We start from the raw sequence: 23,102 nt of genomic DNA, 5'->3' as shown, positions 1-23,102 counted from the left end.
ATGGAATTGTTCTGAAATCGAGGAGTAATCAATGGAAAAAATTTTTATGTTTGCCGGGCAAGGATGTCATTTTTATGGCATGGGTAAAAAACTATACGAAACAAATTTTGACTTCAGAAGAAATATAGATGCCGTCGATCATGAAATCGTAAAGTTTGCAGGTATTTCTGTACGTGACATTATTTTTGATGAAAATAAAAATCGTGGTGAAGCTTTTTTACCGATTCTTCAAACGAATCTCGCTATTTTTATGTATGAGTATTCAGCAGCACAAATGATGATTCAGAATGGGATTGCCCCCGATGGAGTAATCGGAGCGAGTTTGGGCGAGTTTAGCGGTGCCGTTATTTCTGGCATGATTGAGATGCAGGATGCAGTTGCTTTGCTGGTAAAGCTTTCAGAACTGATAATTGACAAAGCCCCTATGGGCGGATTGATCACTGTATTTGATGATGCTTCAGTGTTTCAGAATTGTAAAGACATATTCACGGGGAGCGAATTAGTAGCAGTTAACCATAGGCATCATTTTGTAGTTTCTGCAAATTCAGAAAGGATCCGATCGATAAAAAAGCGATTGAGTGCCAATGGTATTCTTAGTCAGGTGCTTCCGGTACAATATGCATTTCATTCTCATGAAATGGAAAGTATGCGGGAGGAATGCTGCAGGCTTTTTGCTGAAGTAAATCTAAAGCAGCCCGCATGCAAAATCATCTCCTCTGTTACTGGTAAGGTATTAGATCAAGTGAAAAAGGACTACTTTTGGGATGTTATCAGGGAACAAATTAGATTTAAGGAATCTATTACCAACACGGTGACAAAGGATACGATGTTTATTGATTTATCTCCTGATGGAGAGCTGGCTGCGATGTTACAGTACATTTTGCCGGAGCATAAAGATGTATTTAAAATAGCTTCACTTTTTAATGTGGACATGGATGTAACAAGCATAATGAAAACGATAAAGGAAACAGGAGGGCATAAGATGAAAGCGTATGTTTTTCCAGGGCAAGGTTCACAGGAAAAGGGAATGGGGGCTGAGCTATTTGATGAATTCATCGAATTGACGCAAAAGGCCGATGAAATACTTGGGTACTCAATAAAGGATCTGTGTCTAAATGACCCAGAAAATAAGCTTGGCTTAACCGTTTATACACAGCCAGCACTCTATGTTGTAAGTGTATTCTCCTATCTAAAGAAGCTAAAGGATGGGGAGAGAGAACCGGATTATTTAGCAGGACACAGTATTGGTGAGTATGCGGCTTTATTTGCATCTGGCGCCATAGACTTTGAAATCGGTTTAAAACTAGTTAAAAAAAGAGGAGAATTGATGTTCCGAGAAGCAGGCGGTCAAATGGCTGCAGTCGTTGGATTAACGAAGGAGCAAGTTGAACAAGTACTCCATGAAAATGAGCTTACCAATCTTGATGTGGCAAATATGAATACACCTAACCAAATTGTTATTGCAGGATATCGAGAGGATATTCAAAAGGCTAAAGACCCCTTTCAGAACCATAGCAATTGTGTGATGTACAAGGTTCTAAATGTTAGCGGAGCCTTCCATTCAAGGTATATGGAGCCGGCAAGAGATGAATTCACTGAATATCTCCAAAAGTTTAAGATTGGCAGCATGAAGATTCCGGTAATTTCGAATGTTTATGCCAGACCATATAGACAGTCTCGGGTGTTGGAAACGTTATCTGAACAATTGGTATCATCCGTTGAATGGACAGATAGCATAAGGTATTTATTGGCAAAAGGTGTAGAGGATATTATCCAAGTAGGGCCTGGGAGAGTTGTTCAGGGTATGGTTCAAGCAATTATCAGAGACGCTGAACCGATTATGATTGAAGAAGAGGATCTTCCAAACGAGAAGTATAGAGAAGAGCAGCATGAAATCATAGAAGAAGTTCATAGCAAGAGCGAGGCAGAAGTGACGAATTCAACTTTAAACGAAACAGGTTTTCAAAAAAACATCTCGAAAAGTATTTCACCGGAAATGCTGGGAGATGGTTCGTTCATCCATGAGTATAACTTAAAGTATGCTTATATATTAGGTGGTATGTATAGAGGGATTTCCGGGGAGCAGCTAGTAACTGAAGCGGGTAAAGCAGGCTTACTCGCGTTCTACGGCACTGTTGGTGTTGATGATTCCTCTGTTGAAAAGGCCATTAAAAATATTCAAAGGACATTAAAGAATGGCGAGCCTTATGGTTTCAGTATATCTCCTGATTTTGAGAATCCTGAACGGGAAAAAAGAATTTTTGATTTATTTCTTACAAATGGTGTGAGAACTATTGAAGCATCTGGATATGTAACAATCACTAAGCCACTGGTAAAGTTTAGAATCAAAGGCCTTAAAGAAGATGGAACAGGTAATGTCATTATACAGAACAGAATTATTGCTAAGCTATCAAGGCCGGAAGTAGCTGAATGTTATATGAGCCCGCCGCCAAAAAAGATAGTTGACAGTCTATTAAGAGAAGGAGAGATTACGGAAACTGAGGCGCAGCTATCTCAACAAATTCCGATGGCTTATGATGTATGTGTTCAAGGAGATTCGGGAGGACATACAGATGCTGCAAATGGTTTTGTATTATTACCAGCATTTTTTAGATTAAGAAGTGAAATGACTAAGAAACATGGGTATCATTATAAAATTCGTCTCGGTGTCGGCGGTGGGATCGGGACCCCGACAGCAGCAGCTGGTGCATTTATAATGGGGGCAGATTTTATAACAACAGGATCAATTAATCAATGTTCTGTAGAAGCAGATATAAGCGTTTCCGCAAAGGAGATGTTAAGCGGTATTAATGTACAGGATACAGGGTACGCACCTTCATGGGATCTTTATGAAACGAGTAGTAAGGTGCAGGTGCTCAAGAAGGGAACCCTGTATCAAGTTAGGAGCAATAAGTTGCACTCGATTTATAGCAGTCATCATTCACTTGATGGGATCGATGAAATAGTGAAAAAGCAAATTGAAAATAATTATTTTAAAAAGAGCTTAGAGGAAGTTTACACTGAGGTTAAGCAGTATACAAGCAGGAAGACACTTAAGGAAGCTGAAATAAATCCAAAGCTGAAAATGCTACTTACTTTTAAATGGTATTTTATTAAATCAGCTCAATGGGCTCTTAATGGTGAAGAAGATAATCAGTCAGATTATCAAATCTTATGTGGGTCCGCACTTGGATCTTTCAATCAGTGGGTAAAGGGGTCTGAGATGGAAGACTGGAGAAATCGACATGTCGCTGATATAGGAACTATGCTCATGACTGAAACGGCGGAACAGCTTAATGAATATTGTACACAAATGTTAGTGTAGGCTGGTTTCCGTATATATTGATCCTTTTTCTGAAGACGTGGTAAAAATAACCTGTTGTTAATAAATAGTTATATTGGGCGAGCCATTATATTAATTTAATATCTAAATCAGATTTGAGGAACATTCAGAAGCAGTTATGTTGCATCAAGTTTTAAAGAAGTATTTGAGAGGGGCTAAATAATGAACGGGCAAACAGTTGGAATTGAAGCTATTAATTTTTACGGGGGTTCTGCTTATCTGGACGTCCAAAAACTTGCAAAATATCGGAATCTCGATAATGAAAGATTTGATAACCTGTTAATGAAGGAGAAGACAGTGCCTCTTCCTTATGAAGATCCTGTTTCTCTTGGGGTAAATGCAGCAATGCCTCTTATAGATGCTCTTTCTCCTCAAGAAAAGGATCGTATAGAGATGGTCATCACTTGTACAGAATCAGGGATTGATTTTGGGAAATCAATAAGTACATACATTCACCATTACTTAGGTTTAAACCGTAATTGTCGTCTTTTTGAATTAAAGAACGCTTGTTATTCGGGAACTGCGGGCTTTCAGATGGCTATTAATTTTGTGCTATCACAAGTATCACCAGGGGCAAAGGTATTAGTTGTAGCGACAGATTTGGCTCGATTTATGGCTGCTGATGCAGGGGAAGCACTTATGGCTGACTGGTCATTTGCTGAACCTACTGGAGGAGCCGGTGCTGTAGCGATGCTTATTAGTGACACACCGTATATATACGAAGTTGATATTGGTGCGAACGGGTATTACGGCTATGAGATTATGGATACATGCAGGCCTATTCCAGACAGCGAGGCCGGGAATGCAGATTTATCCCTTATGTCGTATTTGGATTGTTGTGAATCTTCATTTTTAGAATATAAGAAGCGTGTAGAAGATGTTGATTATGAAAAATCATTTCATTATTTAGTGTTCCATACACCATTTGGCGGAATGGTAAAGGGAGCACATCGAAAAATGATGCGTAAAATGTGCAAGGCTAAGACCGATGTTATTCAGAATGATTTTAGCATTAGAGTGACTCCGGGCTTAACTTATTGTCAACGTGTTGGGAATATTATGGGGGCAACTGTTTTCTTGTCATTGTTAAGTACCATTGATAATGGAAACTTTGGATCGCCTAAGAGACTGGGTTGTTTTTCTTATGGATCTGGCTGTTGTTCAGAATTTTATAGTGGTGTTGTCACACCAAGTGGACAAGAAAAAATTAAGCAGTTAGGGATTAAAGAACATTTAGATAAGCGATATGAGTTAAGCATTGATCAGTACGAAAATCTTCTAAGCGGCAGCGGGGCAGTTGCTTTTGGAACTAGAAATGTAAAGCTTGATCTTGACTTGATCCCAGAAGTTTTGAAGATTAACAAGAGTGGGGGAAAACTTGTACTTAAAGAAATAAATGAATATCACAGAGAGTATGTCTGGCTTTAAAATTCCTGAATATTATATAATAAAATACATTAAATGGTGATAATCACGTTTTTGGGTATTTACTCATTTTTTCGTCACTCCTGCGAATAAAGTGATATATAATAAAATGATATACAGTTTAGTTTGTGCAACAAAATCAGTCAAAGGACTTTGACTTTTCGTGATAGAGCGATTAATTGTAAAAAGAGATAAAAGAATTAAATGAGGACAGGTGGCATTATTATTGGGTACTACATCACCAAGCGGTACCTAATGTTAATGTCCTTTTTCAATTACTGGGTAGTGGGGCAAATTGATTTCGGATTGTATGAGTAAATTTATCAGTAAGGAGTATTTTATTGTCTATCCTTAAAAGGAAGATATATTTAAAATCAGCCTATTTGAAATAATGGCTCAAAGAAATAGCTGCTTTTTATCTCTGTCTTTTCTATTTCGTCAAGCGCTGCAATCTATTTGCAAACTTTTAATTTCGAAAAAATGTGTTTTGTTAGTTTTAGTCACTCGAGTAAAATTGTATTTCATTATTATCTAATTACTCGTAGAAAGGGTCCGGTGCAAATTGGAACCGGTCATTTATCTTATAAATTAAAATTTGTCATTATCCATGGGTAAAATCGGCAAATTTATGACTTCACTTGAACTAAATGAAAATGTAAAGAATATTTGTATAGCCTTTAATGGAAGAAAGAATAATTAGTCTTCCTTTTTTTGTGCTGCCGGCCTGAGAAGTCGCTGTCACCAAGATCAGCCATGCCTTGAAACGCTTTTTTCAGGTTGACCATCTGACCGCGCAGTTTTTTGTATTCACCCGCGCGCTGTTTGGCAGCGGCCAGCAGGCTGTTTGCTTCGAAAACTTCCATGACCATATCCTTTCTTTTGTTTGATATCAAAATTTTACCACGTGAGTCAGGATATACAGTGTAGGAAATAGGTAATAAGAATAAAATGAATCTTTTGGCTTGCGACTTCCTTCCTGTATGAAGGGAGGCTTTTTATGTACAATAACCCTCAAATTCGGCTTACTGCGCTCCGGTGATTTTAAGCGTGCCTGTTTTTTCTAATGTCTTACACTCGAAACAACCCAACCGCTGAGGTATAATAGAAGCAGAGTATTTATCATACAGATTCAATTCGTGAAAGAGAGTGGAACAAAATGGGCCGTAAGTGGAACAACATTAAAGAAAAGAAAGCATCAAAGGACGCAAATACGAGCCGGATTTACGCGAAGTTCGGCCGTGAGATTTATGTGGCGGCAAAACAAGGCGAGCCAGATCCGGAATCGAACCAGGCATTAAAAGTGGTGCTTGAGCGCGCGAAGACGTACAGTGTGCCGAAAAATATTATTGAGCGTGCGATTGAAAAGGCGAAAGGCGGCGCGGAGGAGAACTTTGACGAGCTGCGTTACGAAGGTTTCGGGCCGAACGGTTCAATGATCATCGTTGATGCGTTAACGAATAATGTAAACCGCACGGCGCCTGAAGTGCGCGCCGCATTCGGGAAAAACGGCGGAAATATGGGTGTGAGCGGGTCTGTCGCTTACATGTTCGATGCGACTGCCGTTATCGGCGTTGAAGGCAAGACGGCGGATGAAGCGCTGGAATTGCTGATGGAAGCTGATGTGGACGTGCGCGATATATTAGAAGAGGATGACAGTGTTATCGTATATGCCGAGCCTGATCAATTCCATGCGGTACAAGAGGCATTCAAAAATGCCGGCGTTGAAGAGTTCACGGTTGCGGAGCTGACGATGCTTGCGCAAAATGAAGTCGAGCTTCCGGAAGATGCGAAAGCTCAATTTGAAAAGCTGATCGATGTGCTGGAAGATCTGGAAGACGTACAGCAGGTTTATCACAATGTAGATTTAGGCGAATAAAGACAAAAAGGCCGGGGCGGCATAAGTTCCGGCCTTTTTATTTTACTTATGCGGTCGGCCTGTATCGAATTTCTCCGTAAGCAATTATTGATTATTTCGCCAAAACTGGGCGGATGCCCATACGTTTCCTTCCGGATGTCATAAACTGGACTGTAACCTATGTGAAGGAGCGATAAATCATGAATGAAAGAAGACCGATTTACGGCGGAGGCTTTGGCGGCGGCTATGGAGGCTTCGGAGGCTACCCGGGGTACGGTTTTGGCGGCTACGGAGGCTACGGAGGATATCCGGGACATGGTTTCGGCGGAGGCTACGGATACCCGGGATACGGTTTTGGCGGTTACGGCGGTTATGGCGGCTACGGCGGCTACGGAGGCTTCGGGGGATATCCGGGGTACGGTTTCGGCGGCTATGGCGGAGGCTACGGCGGCTACCCGTTCCATCATCATCATCGGGACAGCCAATATATCTGATCATTCGGGAAAAAGCACTCTTGGAACAGCAAGAGTGCTCTTCTCATGTTATTGCAGCTGTGTTACGATTGGAGCAAAATCATCAAGTACATAGGACTTTTAAAGCAGATCTGTAAAAATCTCTTTATCGGGGGGTTTTACATGTGAGAAGTGAAGACGAAATGATGAAATTGATTCTTGATATTGCGATGAAGGACGAGAGAATCCGTCTTGTCACTTTAGAGGGATCAAGAACCAATAAAAATGTACCGAGAGACAGATTTCAAGACTATGATATTTCTTATTTTGTGACCGATATGGACTCTTTCACATCTGACGAAAGCTGGCTGGATCAGTTTGGCGAAAGATTGATGATGCAAAAACCTGAAGATATGGAACTTTTCCCTCCGGAGCTCGGAGACTGGTTCTCCTATCTAATGCTATTTAAAGATCATCATAAAATCGACTTAACTTTGATTCCTCTGAGTCAAACAGAGGATTATTTTACACAGAGTGATGGTTTGGCGGAAATAGTATTAGACAAGGATGACCGAATCAATAGTAAGATTATTGCGAGTGATGAACAATATCATATAAAGAAACCGACTCCCAGAGAGTTTGATGATTGCTGCAATGAATTTTGGATGGTTTCAACCTATGTGATTAAAGGATTAATGCGTAAAGAAATACTGTTTGCGCTGGATCATATGAATGACATTTTAAGGCCTAATGTTTTGCGTATGATTGCGTGGAATATCGGGATAGAGAATCAGTTTTCATTAAGTGTAGGGAAGAATTATAAGTATATTCAACATTACATGAATGCGAAAGATTGGGAAATCCTGCTGAATACTTATGTCGGCAATACTTATGAAAGCGTGTGGAAGGCATTGTTTGACTGCCAGGGTCTCTTTAGAGCATATTCAAAGTCAGTGGCTGATTTATTGAGATATGAATATCCTGAATATGATCAACAAATTACGGAATATACATTGAAACATTATCAGCGTTTTCAAGCAGATTTTTCATTATGATTTTTTTACTTCAAATTCCAGATGAGTTGCATTGAGTCCGTTTCTAACGGGCTTTTTTATTTTCTTACAGGGCATAAATGCCGGTACGGATTCATACCTATTAAGGTCATGTGTTTAGGAAAGGAGGATCGTAATGAAAGAAAATCAGCCGTTTACACCGGTCAAATCCTATAAACCCTTCCACAGCCGGTTTGATCCCTGCCCGCCGATCGGGAGAAAATACTACAGAACGCCGCCGCATCTTTATATGCGGTTTCAGCCGTATCACTTGGAGCAGTTTTCTCCGATGGAGGCATTGAGAAAAGGGACCCTTTGGAAGGATCTTTACGATTTCTATGATAATCCTTATCGGGGGGGAATCGAATATGGCGAAAAAGATTGATGATGAATACTATCGGCTGCTGGAACAAATTCAGGCGGCGGACTTTGTCTTGGTGGAGCTGACGCTTTATCTGGATACGCATCCGCATGACCGTCTCGCGCTTCAGCAGTTTCATGAATATTCCCGGTACTCAAGACAGCTGAGAAAGCGGTTTGAGCCTGAGTACGGACCGCTTCTGCAATTCGGCGTGAGTCAGGTCGGCGCTCAATGGGACTGGGGCCGCGGTCCTTGGCCATGGCAAGTATAAGGAGGGATCTGTAAATGTGGATATATGAAAAAAAGCTGCAGTATCCGGTTAAAGTCAGTACATGCAACCCGATGCTGGCTAAGTTTCTCATTGAACAATACGGCGGGGCGGACGGCGAATTGGCCGCAGCGCTCCGGTACTTAAACCAGCGCTACACGATTCCTGACAAGGTGATCGGCCTGCTGACGGATATCGGCACGGAGGAGTTTGCGCATTTAGAAATGATTGCGACGATGATTTATAAGCTGACAAAAGATGCGACCCCGGAGCAGCTGCGTGATGCAGGGCTCAGTGATCATTACGTCAACCATGACAGCGCGCTGTTTTATCACAATGCGGCCGGAGTTCCGTTCACAGCGTCTTACATACAGGCGAAGGGAGATCCGATCGCTGATTTATATGAGGATATTGCGGCTGAAGAAAAGGCGAGAGCGACGTATCAATGGATTATTGATATTTCCGATGATCCTGACCTGAATGATTCACTCCGTTTTCTGCGTGAGCGTGAAATCGTCCACTCTATGCGTTTCAGGGAAGCGGTTGAGATTTTAAAAGAAGAACGTGATAAGAAGAAAATTTTTTAAACGGCCCTCAAACACGACGGCTGTTTTTTTCCTTTCTGCGTTTGGTCTATAATAAAGGTGTCGAATATTCTGATTACAGGAGGATTTTATGACACCATTTACGATCACGGAGGAGAAGGCGGGGGCATTCCGGGTCGCCTCCGCCCGGAAGGATGATGAAGAAGAGGTCATGGAGCTGCTCGTGCAAGCGGCAGAATGGCTTCGCGATAAAGGGTCGAACCAGTGGAGCGGCCTTCTAGAAGGGGAAGATACCCACAATATGCGGGAGGCGATCGCCCAAGGGTATGTTTTTTTATTCAGGCAGAATGAAGAGCTGGCCGGCGTCGTCATGCTGCTTCCCGAAGCAAGCGGGTGGGACAGACGTCTATGGGGCGATGAAGGACATGAGGAGTCCGTATATCTCCACCGGCTGGCGATTAACAGGCGGTTTGCAGGGGCGGGGCTCGGCCGGACGATCATGACTTGGGCGGAGACGGGTGTGTCTTGTCCGGGAAAAACGAAAATCCGGCTCGATTGCGTGTCCGAAAACCAGGTGCTTCAGTCGTTTTACAGCGGAATGGGGTACGAATCAAAAGGACTCGCGCCGGGTTATCATTTGTTTGAAAAAAAGATGAGTAAATAAAGAGCTTCTCATGACGGAGGTAAAAGACATGGGGTTTTTTTATCTGATCTGTCTGGCCGCATTTTGTCTTAACTTTGCCGTATCGGCTGTGCTCCGCAAGAAATGGCCGAAAAAGATGTGGCCTGAGTGCCTTTTGGCGGTGCTGGGCCTGACTGCTTTCGGTACGGTTGTTTACAGCATTTTCGGTGTCGGCGGCTGGGAAGGAATGGGCTTGGGGCTTGCCGCGATGTTTGCGGGTTCCGGAGCGGCCGCCGGTTATGCCGCTGAGGTGTGCTTACGGGTCGTCAGATCGAATCGAAAACAGTAAGCAGAAGTGAAAAAACGCGGCCTCGGCTGCGTTTTTTTGTGTGTTGCCGGCCGCTGTATAGAAACCAGGCGAATGTCCATAATGGTAATGACTTTTAAGAAGAAGGTGCGAATATGGGACATTTACTTACAGTGGCTTGGGAGTTAGTATGCGGTTTGGGTATTTTATTTGTGATTTTAAAATTGCTTGGAAAAACTCAATTCTCGCAAATTACGCCGTTTGATTTTATTTCCGCGCTCATCCTCGGCGAACTGGTCGGAAATGCGGTGTATGATAAAGGCGTCAGGATTTTTGAAATCATTTTTGCCTCTCTGTTATGGGGGATTTTAATTTATCTCATCGAACTGATTACGCAGAAAGTAAAAAGCTCCAGAAAGCTGTTGGAAGGCGAGCCGAGTATTATCATACATAAAGGAAAACTGAAATATGATGTGCTGAAAAAGAATAAGCTGGACATTAATCAATTGCAAAGCCTTCTCAGACAGGCGAATTGCTTTTCCATACAGGAAGCGGAGTACGCGATTTTAGAAACAAACGGGATGGTCAGTGTCCTGCCGAAATTTCAATATGACACGACGAAAAACGGCGACATGCAAATAAAGCCGAAGCAGGTCTCTTTGCCGGTCACGCTGATTATTGACGGCGAAGTGCTGTATGAAAATCTGAAAGAAGCCGGGCTGGAAGAAAAGCAGCTGAATCAGGAGCTGAAAAAGCTGAACATCAAAAAAACGGAGGACGTGCTGTATGCGGAATGGAAGCCCGATAAACCGCTGTTTGTCCTGCCGTATGAGGAGAAAAAATAAAAGAGCATTGCCCTGGGGCAAATGCTCTTTATTATTTTTCATGTACGCCTGTTTTAACGGCTCTAACATGATACATACCGACATCCGTTCCAAGCATATAATCAGGTTTCGGCTTGCCTTGGTTTGCTTTGTGGGCCGCGATGTGGTCTTCGCTTTTTTCCCATTGTTTCCAATGGTCTTCTGACTCCCAGCGGATTAACACGACGACTTCTTCATCACCGCGGCGGACTTTTTTTTCCAGGACCGTTACGTCTATCAAACCTTCCTGCTTTTCAATCACGCCTTCTGAACTGAAGCGTTCGATTACTTTGTCGGCATGTCCTTCTTTTACGGTCATTTTTCTGATTTGCACAAACATCTGGCAACTCTCCAATCCTTTTCACGCTTTATCCAACATTTTAAATGAAAATGATTCTCAAAGTCAATTGGGATGCCTGACGGATTACGATTTCAGGAGAAAGACATGACCATCCTCATCTTTAAATTGCACGAAGCTGCCCCAGTCCATTTGTTTCGGTTCATCTAAAAAGGTGATGCCGTTCTTTTTCATCTGTTCGTATGCGGCAAAGACATCTTCACACTCAAATACGATAGAAGCCTTCATATGCTCGGCCCCTTTCATCATCGATTTCGGATAAATAACCAAATGAGTGGCGGCTCCTTTGGGCGCTACCTCAAGCCAGAAGGCGCCCGGGCCCATCGGATGCTCGGCGACGGTTTCAAACCCCGCTTTTTCCGTCCAGAATGTTTTCGCTTTTTGCTGATCATCAGTGTATACGGCGACTGTCGCGATTTTTTTGATCATCATATTGACCTCCTGTTTCATTTCTTTTATAGTGTATCCTCCTGCCGAAAAAAGCAATCAAAAGCTTTAATGTGCGGGTTTTTTTAATTTCTCTAGTGCGATCGGCGATTCCGATTTATAATTTAGACAAAAGTACATATTCTTGAAAGAGGAGACGGCAGTGAACAAAGACCAATTACTTCATGATTATATTATTACACATTCGGCAGAGCTGACGGAAAAATGGCTCAAGCTGAGACGGAAGCTGAGAGGGCGTTTTTATTCTGCGGATCAATTAAGTGAGGAAATGAAACGGCTGCTGATCGAGCAGCATACCTTTACAAACACGGTCATCGCAAGCGCTTTTTTGGAAGATCCGGCCGTTTTTCAGCATAACAAAGAAAAATGGGCCGCACAGGTAGCGAAAAGCAGAGTGGAGCAAGACGCGGAGGTTCATGAGGTCGTTGAGGCGATCGGCAATTCAAGAACCGTCTTTTGGGAGGCGGTCACCCGTTTTATGGATGAGCATCAGGACATCGTAACAAACGAGGATGCCCGCCGCTGGAATCACCTTGTCAACGGCTCGTTTGATCAGCTGATGACGGATTTTACTGAACAGTTTCAGAAATTAATGATCGCGAGGCTGTCATCTCAGCAGGAGCTTATTTCCGAATTGAGCTGTCCGGTTATTTTGATCGCGGATACGATCGGCACTCTGCCGCTCATCGGATCGATTGATACGAGACGGGCGCGCGTGATTTTGGAGTCGGTGCCGGAAAACTGTGTCGCCAAACGGATCACAAACCTTGTGATTGATCTGTCCGGTGTGCCCATTGTCGATACGATGGTGGCGCAGCAATTGTATATGCTGTCGAAAACGTTATTTCTCCTCGGCATCAGAACCGTGTTTTCCGGCATTCGGCCTGATGTGGCACAGACTTCTATCCAGTTGGGGCTTGATTTTTCAGAGTATCAAACCTACGGCTCCCTGGAGCAGGCGCTCGCCAGCATGGGTGTCACATGTGTGATCGAGGAAGCAAAAGCATAGAAAAAAGGTGCTCCGGCCAGAGGCGGGGCGCTTTTTTTGTCAGCGGAAAACAATTTAAATATGTCGGAACGGAAGATTGCGTTCTTAAAAAGAGCAATATGACGCCTTGGGGGCGGGGGTCGGCGGCACGGTTTATGTCAAAGCGAAGGAAGTGAAAGTTTTCGCAAAGAAAACATATCCAAAAATTGTGTAAATGTTATTGATTTCTGAATGAAAACATAATAGTATAATTATATATTTCTTATCAGAATAGTATGAATTAAAACACTCATTGTCAAAAGACGAACGGCCAGACATAAAGGGGGAGCATGATGACGTCCAAAGGAAACGTAGATCCGCATGTGATCGAAAAGATTATCAGTGCGCTGGAAACGCTCGATTTCGGGACTGTTCAGATTACGGTTCATAATTCCCAAGTGACACAAATTGATAAGGTGGAGAAATATCGATTTTCCCTGAAGAGCAAAGAAGTAAAACAATCTTAAAAAACAGCCAATGACAGGAGGCGGTACATATGAAGCATTCAACTGTTCCTTTCCGGGAGAGCCGGTATCTGCACCTGCCCGAAGTGCGCTTTCTGCATTGGTGCACGAAGCAATACGGCATTAACAAAGGAGTGCTCAATACAATTGACGGCTGGTTTTATGATGCGGGCGTCATTCCCATTCCCGTCAGGCGTCTTTATGTGCTGGCATTTCTCGATTTCGCGAAAACGCCGGGGCAGAAGGGGAATATCCGATTCGGGCACGGCGGATTGACGAAAAAACTGCATGATTTCATGGATATGCAGGAGTGCGCAGCAAAACGTCAGGCCTGACATCCTTAAAATCTTCTTAAAATCATACAAATTTCTCCCATTTTATTTATAATAGACCTATCACGATCATTTTTTGGGAGGACTTTTGACATGCAAACTGCTGCTTATGAGAGCAAACAATCTATTATGCAGCGCATTATAACGGTATTTGTGTTTACACTGTTAGTTGCGACAATCGGCCTGTATACGGGCCAGTTCATTCCGCCGGCATTCATGCTGCCGCTGTCGGTCTTAGAGGTCGCCATGATCATCGCCGCGTTTTGGCTGCGCCGAAAAAAAGCCGTCGGATATGTGTTTGTGTTTTCATTCGCTTTCATTTCCGGAATGACGCTGTTTCCGATTATCAGCCATTATGCGTCCGCAGCGGGGGCCTATGTCGTATTGGAGGCATTCGGTTCATCGTTTGTGATTTTTGCGGTGCTCGGCACGATTGGCGCTAAGACGAAAAAGGACTTGTCGTTTTTATGGTCCTTCTTGCTTGTCGCTGTTATCGCGCTTCTCGCAGTGGGGATCTTTAATATTTTCAGCCCGCTGAATTCAGCCGCCATGATGGCGTATTCCGTCATCGGGACGATTGTGTTTTCAATGTACATCTTATACGATCTGAACCAGATCAAGCACCGGGACATCACGGCTGATTTGATTCCTTTGATGGCATTGACGCTTTATATCGACTTTATTAACCTGTTTATCAACCTGCTACGGTTTTTCGGAATTTTAAACAGTGATGATTAACCGCGCGAAAAAGGCGCCCTGCTGAGAGGGGCGCCTTTTTATGTTCTGCCGCCGGAAAACAGCAGAAGCTTATCAAATAATACTTCAAGTATTTTTGTCAATTCCGCTTTTTGTTCAGCGGTGAAGCTTTCCATGACTCCTGAAATATTGGAGAAGTGGCCGGGAAGAAACAGCATCAGCTTTTCTTTTCCTTCCCTTGTGAGTCCGATGCTGATTTTTCGTCTGTCGCCGGTATGCCGGCTGCGGTTTACAAAGCCGTCTCGTGCGAGTCCGTCGATCAATCCGGTGATGGTCGCTTTGGTGACATTGGATTTTTTCGCCAGCTCCGTCGGACTCAGGCTGTGGCCGGGTGCGTCAAACAGAAACATCAAAATTTTGAATTTCCCTTCGGACAATCCGTGACTTGAGAAATAATGCTCCATGACCTGATTCATTTTTTTAGACATATCAAATAACGTCAAAAATGTTTTCAATGATTCAGCATCCATATCGGCGTAAATCTCAGCGCGTCCGGCAATCTGCGAGTAATCCGGCAAATGTCTCAACTCCATTTTTGTAAGCCTCCGTACCATTTTAGTGATTCAAAGTATAAGCTTGCCGGATTCAAAAGGCAACCTATAAAGATTGACAGTTTTTCAGCCTATATAGTAAGGTGGCTAATAGTTAATTGATAATAAATAAATAAATAGAGAAGGCGGTATCGTGATGAACCATGAAGTGAAAAAGATCATCATAGCGGGCGGAGGGATCGGCGGCCTGTCCGCAGCGATTTCTCTCGGCAGAGCGGTTTTTGAAGTGACCCTTTGTGAGGCGGCGTCCGACATGCGAAAAAGCGGAGCGGGCATTCTCCAGCCTCAAAATGCGCTGCGGATGCTTCGGGAAATCGGTGTGTATGATGAATGCTGCCAACACGGCTTTCAAACGGAATGGCTGAAGCAGCATGATGAAAACGGAACGCTGCAGTTTAAAGTGAGTGAGGCGTTTTTAGATGATTCATTGCCGGGGCGGAATAATATATTGCGGCAAACGTTAAACGATATCCTCAAAAAGCATGCTGAAGCGGCGGGGGTCACGATTCTGCTCGGTAAAAAAGTCGTGTCTTACGAAGAAACGGCAGATGACATAACGGTGCATTGTGCAGACGGAACCGCGATGACGGCTGACATTCTCGCCGGCTTTGACGGCATCCGCTCCGCTGTCCGCGATCAAATGCTGCAAAGAGAAGTGAAAACGGAGTATCTCGGCATGGGAGCGCACAGATTTTACATTTCTTTTCCCGAGCCGATATTTCATGATTCGACACTGATGTATAAAAAAGGGCAGACGCAGGTCGGAGTCGTGCCTCTCTCTGAAAAAACAGGATACGTATTTATCATCCGGCCGTATGACGCTGACTTCAGGGATGACGAGGACACGCGTTTTGAACGGGTGAAAGACTTGCTGCGGGGAATTCCGGGAGTGAAGTTTGTGACAGAGAATATGTCAAAGGAATATCCCGTTTTGTTTCATAAGATTGAGCAGATGGCGGTTAAAGAACCGTGGCACAGAGGCCGCGTCGTTCTGGGCGGGGATGCCGTCCATGCAGGAGCGCCGACATTGGCGCAGGGAGCGGCGATGGCGATTGAAGACGCGATTGTGCTTAGTGAAGAACTGCAAAAGCACGAAAATCATGAAACTGCATGTCAAGCATACTTCGAAAGACGGGCGGAGCGGGCATTACCGGTGCAGAATCTCTCATCTGAAATCGTCCGCCGCGAGATAAAGGGAACACCCGGCGTCCAAGACATCATCGGTGAATGCTATCGATTGCTCAAAGAGCCTTATTAAATAAAGAAAGTCCAGAGCATGGCGTCTGGACTTTTGTCAGTCTTGTTCAGATTTATTCCGTATCCGCTCAATCACCTCATGCAGCCCCTCAGGCTTGTGAAACTCCACCGGCGAACTGCCTTTTTCAAACGAGATCGTCTCCGCCTCAATGAGCGCGACATAGCGCCCGTTCACTTTTGCGAGATGGATGGATTCGCCGAAATCAGCCAGTAATCCTTTAATCTCTGTTTCTCCGACTTTCATTTTCAGCTCGGCTTCCGGCGTGTGTTCAATGATCTGCGCGGATGCCTCGATGACTTGATGGGTGTCGAGGCGCTCCTGAATTTCCCGCTTTTCACTCGCTTCCCAAATTTCAATGTCGTGCTCAAACTGCTGAAGCTCTTCGCTGTTTTCTTCAAAAGTTTCATACACGTGCTCCTGCACCATGTTCATGACTTGGTTTTTCATGATTTCCGGCATCGATTCGCCATATTCGACAAATTTGAGAAAATCTTCGAAATAACGGGCGTGCGAGGCCTGGTGGATTTTCAGCTCATGCTCTTCCGTCATGCCTTCTTCCGGCACATACGGATATTGAATGCTTTTCATGTTTTTTGTCGTGATGGCCATTTCGACCTTTTTAATGAGAGACGAGGCGTCTGAGATGCGGGCGACCTTCGGCTCGAAATCGCATTTCATCATAAAGACGAATTTGTCCTCAAAATATTTGCGCGGAACGGCCGATGCCACGATAAAAACACCGCCGCGCACGGCGCTCGTGTCAAGATAAGTACGGACGAACTGCTCGCTTGCTTCGATAAATGCTTCCTTCGTATCCGCAAGTCTGGCGCGGTTGAAAAGGTTGTAATTCGGATTTGAATCAAGCTCATGGCCCGGCTCCGTGATAAAATGGCCGATTTTTGTGGGGACCTGCTCGGATTGCGGATGCCGTTCAGCTTTCCGTTTGACGATTTTCTTCAATTCCCCGTCAAGAAAATCCTTCAGCTCGCTTTCTTCAAATTCGTCTGTGTCAAGGGTCTGGAAATGTTTGAACTGTTTATTTGCCTGTTCGTCTTTTCCTTCCACTTGAATGACATAAAACGATAAAAACTTGATTTCAAAATCCATATGTGAACTCACCTTATTTCTGTATTTAACAAGCCTCTCCAGTATAGAAAAAACCGTTATCAATCGTCAATCCGGGGATTGATCCGTAACGGCGGATAATTGGCCGGTGAAAAGGGCACTGTAGTTGGAAGGAACGCATCAATGTGTAAGAAAGGGTGTTATTCATGAAGGAAACAGGTCCGATTCCGCAGCCGAAGACATTCGGTCCGCTCGGCAATCTCCCTTTGCTTGATAAAGACAAGCCTACAATGTCGCTGATCAAACTGGCAAACGAGCAGGGGCCTATTTTTCAGCTGCATACCCCGGCGGGCGCCATTATCGTCGTGTCCGGACATGAACTGGTGAAAGAGGTATGTGATGAAGAGCGGTTCGATAAAAGCATTGAAGGTGCTTTGGAGAAAGTCCGGGCATTTTCCGGTGACGGGCTGTTTACAAGCTGGACGCATGAGCCTAACTGGCGAAAGGCGCATAATATTCTGATGCCGACCTTCAGCCAGCGCGCGATGAAAGATTATCATTCGATGATGACTGATATCGCGGTGCAGCTGATTCAAAAATGGGCTAGGCTGAATCCGGATGAGGCCGTTGATGTGCCTGCTGATATGACCCGCCTGACGCTTGATACGATCGGGCTTTGCGGCTTTAACTATCGGTTTAACAGCTATTACAGGGAAACGCCTCATCCGTTTATCAACAGCATGGTGCGCGCCCTTGATGAAGCGATGCACCAAATGCAGCGCCTTGATGTTCAGGATAAGCTCATGATCAGGACGAAGCGCCAATTTCATCATGACATTCAGGCGATGTTTTCGTTAGTAGACAGTATTATCGCAGAGCGCCGGTCAGGCGGACGGGATGAAAAGGATCTGCTGGCCAGAATGCTGAATGTGGAAGACCCGGAAACGGGCGAAAAACTTGATGATGAAAATATCCGGTTTCAAATCATCACGTTTTTAATTGCCGGCCATGAAACGACCAGCGGCCTGCTTTCCTTTGCCATCTACTTTCTGCTGAAACATCCCCGTGTTTTGGAAAAAGCCTATGAAGAAGCCGATCGGGTTTTGACCGATCCCGTTCCTTCTTATAAACAAGTACTGGAGCTTAGTTATATCCGAATGATTTTGCAGGAGTCATTGCGCTTATGGCCGACCGCGCCTGCGTTCAGCCTTTATGCGAAAGAGGATACGGTGATCGGCGGGAAATATCCGATCACGCCGAAAGACAGAATTTCCGTCTTAATTCCCCAGCTTCACCGTGATAAAGACGCGTGGGGAGACAATGCGGAGGAATTTTATCCGGAGCGGTTTGAACATCCTGATCAAGTGCCTCACCATGCGTATAAGCCTTTCGGAAACGGGCAGAGGGCGTGTATCGGTATGCAGTTCGCCCTGCATGAAGCAACTCTTGTTCTGGGGATGATTCTGCAGCATTTTACCTTTATCGATCACACCGATTATGAGCTCGATATTAAACAGACACTGACGATTAAGCCCGGCGACTTTCATATCCGGGTGCGGCCGAGAAACAAAGGAGCCGTTGCGGCAGCTCTCCCGGCGGCTGAAAAAGCGGCGGAAGACGTCGAAAAAGAAAAACGGGAAACAAAAGGCGCATCCATTATCGGGCTTGATAACCGACCGCTTCTGATTTTGTACGGCTCAGATACGGGAACCGCAGAAGGCGTGGCGCGGGAACTTGCCGATACTGCCGGGATGCACGGCGTCCGGACTGAAACGGCGCCTTTAAATGACCGGATCGGAAAACTGCCGAAAGAAGGAGCTCTCTTGATCATTACGTCCTCTTATAACGGAAAGCCTCCGAGCAACGCGGGACAATTCGTTCAATGGCTTGAAGAAGTCAAACCCGGGGAGCTGGAAGGTGTCCGATATGCCGTCTTCGGCTGCGGTGATCATAACTGGGCGGCGACATATCAGGCTGTGCCGAGACTGATTGATGAGAAGCTTGCCGAAAAAGGGGCGGAACGCTTTTCTGCCCGAGGCGAAGGGGACGTCAGCGGCGATTTTGAAGGAAAGCTTGATGAATGGAAAAAAAGCATGTGGACGGACGCCATGAAGGCATTCGGTCTCAAGCTGAATGAAAATGCCGAAAAAGAGCGAAGTGCGCTGGGTCTTCAATTTGTCAGCGGGCTTGGCGGGTCTCCGTTGGCACAGACGTATGAAGCGGTTTACGCATCCGTTGCGGAAAACAGGGAACTTCAGGCGCCGGAAAGCGGCCGGAGCACAAGGCATATTGAAATCACTCTGCCGAAAGAGGCTGCCTATCATGAAGGGGATCATCTCGGCGTGCTGCCGGTAAACAGCAAAGAGCAGGTCAGCCGTGTTCTCCGCCGGTTCAATCTGAACGGGAATGATCAAGTGCTGCTGACGGCCAGCGGACAGAGCGCGGCTCATCTCCCGCTCGATCGGCCGGTCAGGCTGCATGATCTTCTGAGCAGCTGTGTCGAATTGCAGGAAGCGGCATCAAGGGCCCAAATCCGGGAAATGGCCGCTTATACGGTCTGTCCGCCGCACAAACGGGAATTGGAAGATTTTCTTGAGGAGGGCGTCTATCAGGAGCAAATCTTAACATCGCGCGTCTCAATGCTCGATCTCCTTGAAAAATATGAAGCGTGTGAACTTCCGTTTGAGCGATTTCTGGAGCTTTTGCGCCCGCTGAAGCCGCGGTATTATTCGATTTCAAGTTCGCCGCGGAAACATCCCGGGCAGGCCTCAATTACCGTCGGTGTCGTTCGCGGCCCCGCCCGGAGCGGTTTGGGTGAGTATCGCGGAGTTGCTTCGAATTATTTAGCGGACCGCCGCCCTGAGGATGGTATCGTGATGTTTGTCCGCACTCCGGAAACACGATTCCGGCTGCCGGAAGATCCGGAAAAACCGATTATTATGGTCGGTCCCGGCACAGGAGTCGCCCCGTTCCGCGGATTTCTGCAGGCCCGCGCGGCGTTAAAAAAAGAAGGAAAAGAGCTGGGCGAGGCTCGTCTGTATTTCGGATGCAGAAACGATCATGATTTTATTTACCGTGATGAGCTTGAAGCTTATGAAAAAGACGGAATCGTGACGCTTCATACGGCTTTCTCCCGCAAAGAAGGCGTACCGAAAACGTATGTGCAGCACTTAATGGCGAAAGACGCCGGCGCTTTAATTTCCATCCTCGGCCGGGGAGGGCACCTCTACGTATGCGGCGACGGCAGCAAAATGGCGCCCGATGTAGAGGCAACGCTGCAAAAAGCGTATCAGTCGGTCCACGAAACAGACGAACGGCAAGCGCAAGAATGGCTTTTGGACCTCCAGACAAAAGGCATTTACGCAAAAGATGTTTGGGCGGGGATTTGACCGATGTGATGAAAAGGACTGGATGACTCCAGTCCTTTTTTTACATCAGCCAAAAAAACCTTCAAGTTTTTCAGCCCCTTTGCATACAATAACTTCAGCCCGCCTGTTGGGCGGCTGTCTTTGATATTCATTTTTCGTTTTTAGAAGTTTGTGTTATTCTTATATTTGGTATCTCCTATTTTCAGACCGGGTCTGAATACGGTACCTTTTAATGCCAGAAAAAAATGTGAAACGAAGAACGGATATCCTGCGTCTAATGGCTGGCGGGATAAGATGTTCAATGGGCATGACACGAATGATAAATATATCGTTTTTTTAAATGGTGTGTTTATGGGGCTGTGTGATGCTTTCGTTTTGCTCGGAAAGCAGGAATTGAAGCAAAAAGTAAGAATACAGATTTAAAGTGTTTAGGAAAGTAGAGGTTGCCATGAAGAAATTATTTTCTTACAGACTTAGTTTTTTTGTACTGGCTATTATTTTGTTTTGGGCCAAAACGTATTTAGCCTATCATGCTGAATTCAACCTTGGGGTGAAGGGTCCGACGCAGCAGTTTCTGCTTGTGATCAATCCGTTCTCAAGCGCCATTTTCTTTTTAGGACTGGCATTGTTTGCGAAAGGCCGCAAATCAGCGATTATCATGGTGATTATTGATTTCATCATGACGTTTATTTTGTATGCAAATATCCTATTCTATCGATTCTTCGATGATTTCTTGACATTCCCTAACTTAAAGCAATCCGGTAATGTCGGAAATATGGGAGACGGCATCTTCAGCATTATGTCCGGCCATGATATTTTATACTTTGTTGATATTATTATCTTAATCGCGCTTCTGGTGTGGAGACGTGAGCTGAAGGAATTCAAGCTGAAAAAACGGTATACGTCATTAATTATCGTGACGGGTATTGTTTTGTTCTTCGTGAACCTGGCGATTGCCGAAGAGGACCGCCCGGAGCTGCTGACAAGAACGTTTGACCGCAATTACATTGTAAAATACTTAGGCCTTTATAATTACACGATTTATGACGGCGTACAGACGGCGCAGACGGAATCACAGCGGGCATATGCCAGCAGCGATGACCTGACGAGCGTTGAAAACTACACATCGTCGCATTACGCGAAGCCGAACGCCGAGTATTTCGGCAAGGCCAAAGGCAAAAACATTATTAAGATTCACTTGGAAAGTTTCCAATCGTTTTTGATCAACTACAAACTTGACGGAAAAGAAGTCACGCCGTTCCTGAATAAACTCGCACGCGGCGGAGAGGACATGACGTACTTTGATAACTTTTTCCACCAAACGGGCCAAGGTAAAACATCTGACGCCGAGCTGATGATGGATAACAGCCTGTTCGGACTGCCTGAAGGGTCAGCCTTCGTGACAAAAGGGGAAAACACGTATCAATCGCTTCCTGCCATCCTTGACCAAAGTGAGGGCTATACAAGCGCCGTTTTACACGGTGACTACAAATCATTCTGGAACCGTGACCAGATTTACAAACATATCGGCTACGATAAATTCTTTGACGCCAGCACATACGATATGTCTGATGACAACCTTGTCAATATGGGTCTGAAGGATAAACCATTCTTCAAAGAATCCATTCCGAAGCTTCAATCGCTGAAACAGCCGTTCTACGCGCATTTGCTCACGCTGACGAACCATTATCCGTTTACGCTTGATGAAAAAGACGCAACGATCGAAAAAGCGAAAACGGGCGACGCGACTGTGGATGACTATTTCCAGACGGCGCGTTATCTCGATGAAGCGCTTGAACAGTTCTTTAAAGATCTGAAGGCATCCGGTTTATATGACAACTCGGTGATTATGCTTTACGGAGACCACTACGGAATCTCTGAAAACCATAACCGCGCGATGAAAGAAATTCTCGGCAAAGAAATTACGCCTTATCAAAACGCGCAGAATCAGCGTGTGCCGCTTATGCTTCGCATCCCCGGCAAAAAAGGCGGGGTGAACCATACGTACGGCGGTGAAATGGACGTTGTGCCGACGATCCTTCACTTGGAAGGCATCGATTCTAAGAAATATATTAATTTCGGCACCGATCTCTTCTCGAAAGACCATGATGATACGGTGACGTTCCGTAACGGAGATTACGTCACGCCGAAATATACTTCCATCTCCAATGTCGTATACGATACGAAGACAGGAAAAGAACTGAAAGGCAATCAGGAAACGAAAAACCTGAAAGCCAGAGTCACAGAGCAGCTGAAGCTGTCTGACAGCGTGATGTACAAAGACTTGCTCAGATTCCACAAATTGAGCGACTTTACGCCGGTTGATCCGTCTAAATATCATTACGGCAAAGAAAAGCTGAATCAGGATAATAAATAATAGAAA

The 23,102-nt window shown here is 44.9% G+C and carries 23 protein-coding genes; 18 read left to right on the top strand and 5 right to left on the bottom strand.

The window, feature by feature from the left end; translation table 11 throughout:
- Positions 1-31: 31 nt before the first annotated feature.
- Both fabD and BXO87_RS18960 read left to right on the top strand, forming a co-directional pair.
- Positions 32-3,325, top strand: a complete 3,294-nt coding sequence (gene fabD / locus BXO87_RS18965) for an ACP S-malonyltransferase (RefSeq protein ID WP_038457205.1) — start codon at positions 32-34, stop codon at positions 3,323-3,325.
- A gap of 180 nt (positions 3,326-3,505) precedes the next feature.
- Positions 3,506-4,771: a hydroxymethylglutaryl-CoA synthase family protein gene (locus BXO87_RS18960; RefSeq protein WP_038457208.1), complete on the top strand. Its 1,266-nt coding sequence runs from the start codon at positions 3,506-3,508 to the stop codon at positions 4,769-4,771.
- 674 nt (positions 4,772-5,445) lie between these two features.
- Here BXO87_RS18960 and BXO87_RS18955 read toward each other — a convergent pair.
- The gene (locus tag BXO87_RS18955) at positions 5,446-5,631 is read right to left on the bottom strand and encodes a T7SS effector LXG polymorphic toxin (RefSeq protein ID WP_038457210.1); all 186 of its coding nucleotides are present in this window, start codon (positions 5,629-5,631) and stop codon (positions 5,446-5,448) included.
- Positions 5,632-5,924: 293 nt separating this feature from the next.
- Between BXO87_RS18955 and BXO87_RS18950 the strand changes: the two genes are divergently transcribed.
- From BXO87_RS18950 to BXO87_RS18910, 9 genes are all read left to right on the top strand, one after another.
- On the top strand, positions 5,925-6,644 hold the full coding sequence (locus tag BXO87_RS18950; RefSeq protein WP_003155709.1) for a YebC/PmpR family DNA-binding transcriptional regulator: 720 nt from the start codon (positions 5,925-5,927) through the stop codon (positions 6,642-6,644).
- A gap of 179 nt (positions 6,645-6,823) precedes the next feature.
- Positions 6,824-7,117, top strand: coding sequence for a hypothetical protein (locus BXO87_RS18945; RefSeq protein WP_038457211.1), 294 nt, complete (start codon positions 6,824-6,826; stop codon positions 7,115-7,117).
- A gap of 143 nt (positions 7,118-7,260) precedes the next feature.
- Entirely contained in the window at positions 7,261-8,130 is an 870-nt protein-coding gene (gene ant(6) / locus BXO87_RS18940) for an aminoglycoside 6-adenylyltransferase (protein ID WP_038457213.1), read from the top strand.
- A 133-nt stretch (positions 8,131-8,263) separates the two neighbouring features.
- On the top strand, positions 8,264-8,512 hold the full coding sequence (gene cotJA / locus BXO87_RS18935; RefSeq protein WP_003155704.1) for a spore coat-associated protein CotJA: 249 nt from the start codon (positions 8,264-8,266) through the stop codon (positions 8,510-8,512).
- Positions 8,496-8,759, top strand: coding sequence for a spore coat protein CotJB (gene cotJB / locus BXO87_RS18930; RefSeq protein ID WP_007408934.1), 264 nt, complete (start codon positions 8,496-8,498; stop codon positions 8,757-8,759). Before cotJA ends, cotJB begins: the two co-directional genes overlap by 17 nt.
- Before the next feature lie 14 nt (positions 8,760-8,773).
- A complete protein-coding gene (gene cotJC, locus BXO87_RS18925) occupies positions 8,774-9,343 on the top strand; it encodes a spore coat protein CotJC (RefSeq protein ID WP_038457215.1) in 570 nt (189 codons plus the stop codon).
- An 88-nt stretch (positions 9,344-9,431) separates the two neighbouring features.
- Complete coding sequence (locus tag BXO87_RS18920) at positions 9,432-9,965, top strand: GNAT family N-acetyltransferase (RefSeq protein ID WP_038457218.1); 534 nt, start codon at positions 9,432-9,434, stop codon at positions 9,963-9,965.
- Between the two features lie 28 nt (positions 9,966-9,993).
- Positions 9,994-10,272 carry a YesK-like family protein gene (locus BXO87_RS18915; protein WP_012117023.1) on the top strand — a complete coding sequence of 93 codons (279 nt, stop codon included), beginning with the start codon at positions 9,994-9,996 and terminating at the stop codon, positions 10,270-10,272.
- A gap of 113 nt (positions 10,273-10,385) precedes the next feature.
- Positions 10,386-11,075, top strand: a complete 690-nt coding sequence (locus tag BXO87_RS18910) for a YetF domain-containing protein (protein WP_012117024.1) — start codon at positions 10,386-10,388, stop codon at positions 11,073-11,075.
- Between the two features lie 31 nt (positions 11,076-11,106).
- Here BXO87_RS18910 and hmoA read toward each other — a convergent pair whose 3' ends face one another.
- Entirely contained in the window at positions 11,107-11,433 is a 327-nt protein-coding gene (gene hmoA, locus BXO87_RS18905) for a heme-degrading oxygenase HmoA (RefSeq protein WP_003155696.1), read from the bottom strand.
- Between the two features lie 84 nt (positions 11,434-11,517).
- A complete protein-coding gene (locus tag BXO87_RS18900; RefSeq protein ID WP_032872490.1) occupies positions 11,518-11,880 on the bottom strand; it encodes a VOC family protein in 363 nt (120 codons plus the stop codon).
- Positions 11,881-12,040: 160 nt separating this feature from the next.
- On the opposite strand from BXO87_RS18900, the gene BXO87_RS18890 reads away from it, so the two are divergent.
- From BXO87_RS18890 to BXO87_RS18875, 4 genes are all read left to right on the top strand, one after another.
- Complete coding sequence (locus tag BXO87_RS18890) at positions 12,041-12,907, top strand: STAS domain-containing protein (RefSeq protein WP_007408939.1); 867 nt, start codon at positions 12,041-12,043, stop codon at positions 12,905-12,907.
- 311 nt (positions 12,908-13,218) lie between these two features.
- Positions 13,219-13,392 (top strand): YezD family protein, encoded by a 174-nt coding sequence (locus tag BXO87_RS18885; protein ID WP_003155693.1) that lies wholly within the window; start codon positions 13,219-13,221, stop codon positions 13,390-13,392.
- Between the two features lie 29 nt (positions 13,393-13,421).
- Entirely contained in the window at positions 13,422-13,724 is a 303-nt protein-coding gene (ribR, locus tag BXO87_RS18880; RefSeq protein WP_007408940.1) for an FMN riboswitch-binding regulator RibR, read from the top strand.
- Positions 13,725-13,814: 90 nt separating this feature from the next.
- Positions 13,815-14,459, top strand: coding sequence for a Bax inhibitor-1/YccA family protein (locus BXO87_RS18875; protein ID WP_032872484.1), 645 nt, complete (start codon positions 13,815-13,817; stop codon positions 14,457-14,459).
- A 38-nt stretch (positions 14,460-14,497) separates the two neighbouring features.
- On the opposite strand, the gene BXO87_RS18870 is transcribed toward BXO87_RS18875, so the two are convergent.
- Positions 14,498-15,010: a MarR family winged helix-turn-helix transcriptional regulator gene (locus BXO87_RS18870; RefSeq protein ID WP_038457221.1), complete on the bottom strand. Its 513-nt coding sequence runs from the start codon at positions 15,008-15,010 to the stop codon at positions 14,498-14,500.
- Between the two features lie 154 nt (positions 15,011-15,164).
- Here BXO87_RS18870 and BXO87_RS18865 point away from each other — a divergent pair, with 154 nt between their 5' ends.
- Positions 15,165-16,286 (top strand): FAD-dependent oxidoreductase, encoded by a 1,122-nt coding sequence (locus BXO87_RS18865; RefSeq protein ID WP_076851435.1) that lies wholly within the window; start codon positions 15,165-15,167, stop codon positions 16,284-16,286.
- Positions 16,287-16,322: 36 nt separating this feature from the next.
- Here the strand turns inward: BXO87_RS18865 and BXO87_RS18860 are convergent, their stop codons facing one another.
- The gene (locus BXO87_RS18860; RefSeq protein ID WP_060674500.1) at positions 16,323-17,393 is read right to left on the bottom strand and encodes a DUF3900 domain-containing protein; all 1,071 of its coding nucleotides are present in this window, start codon (positions 17,391-17,393) and stop codon (positions 16,323-16,325) included.
- A 164-nt stretch (positions 17,394-17,557) separates the two neighbouring features.
- Here BXO87_RS18860 and BXO87_RS18855 point away from each other — a divergent pair, with 164 nt between their 5' ends.
- Both BXO87_RS18855 and ltaS read left to right on the top strand, forming a co-directional pair.
- Positions 17,558-20,740, top strand: coding sequence for a bifunctional cytochrome P450/NADPH--P450 reductase (locus BXO87_RS18855; RefSeq protein WP_060674502.1), 3,183 nt, complete (start codon positions 17,558-17,560; stop codon positions 20,738-20,740).
- A gap of 427 nt (positions 20,741-21,167) precedes the next feature.
- A complete protein-coding gene (ltaS, locus tag BXO87_RS18850) occupies positions 21,168-23,096 on the top strand; it encodes a lipoteichoic acid synthase (RefSeq protein ID WP_038457233.1) in 1,929 nt (642 codons plus the stop codon).
- Positions 23,097-23,102: the final 6 nt, after the last annotated feature.

It is taken from the genome of Bacillus sp. GZB (assembly GCF_001975995.1).
Classification (GTDB): domain Bacteria; phylum Bacillota; class Bacilli; order Bacillales; family Bacillaceae; genus Bacillus; species Bacillus velezensis.
The sequence above is the reverse complement of the archived record's forward strand: the minus strand, read 5'-3'. Positions and strand labels throughout refer to the sequence as shown.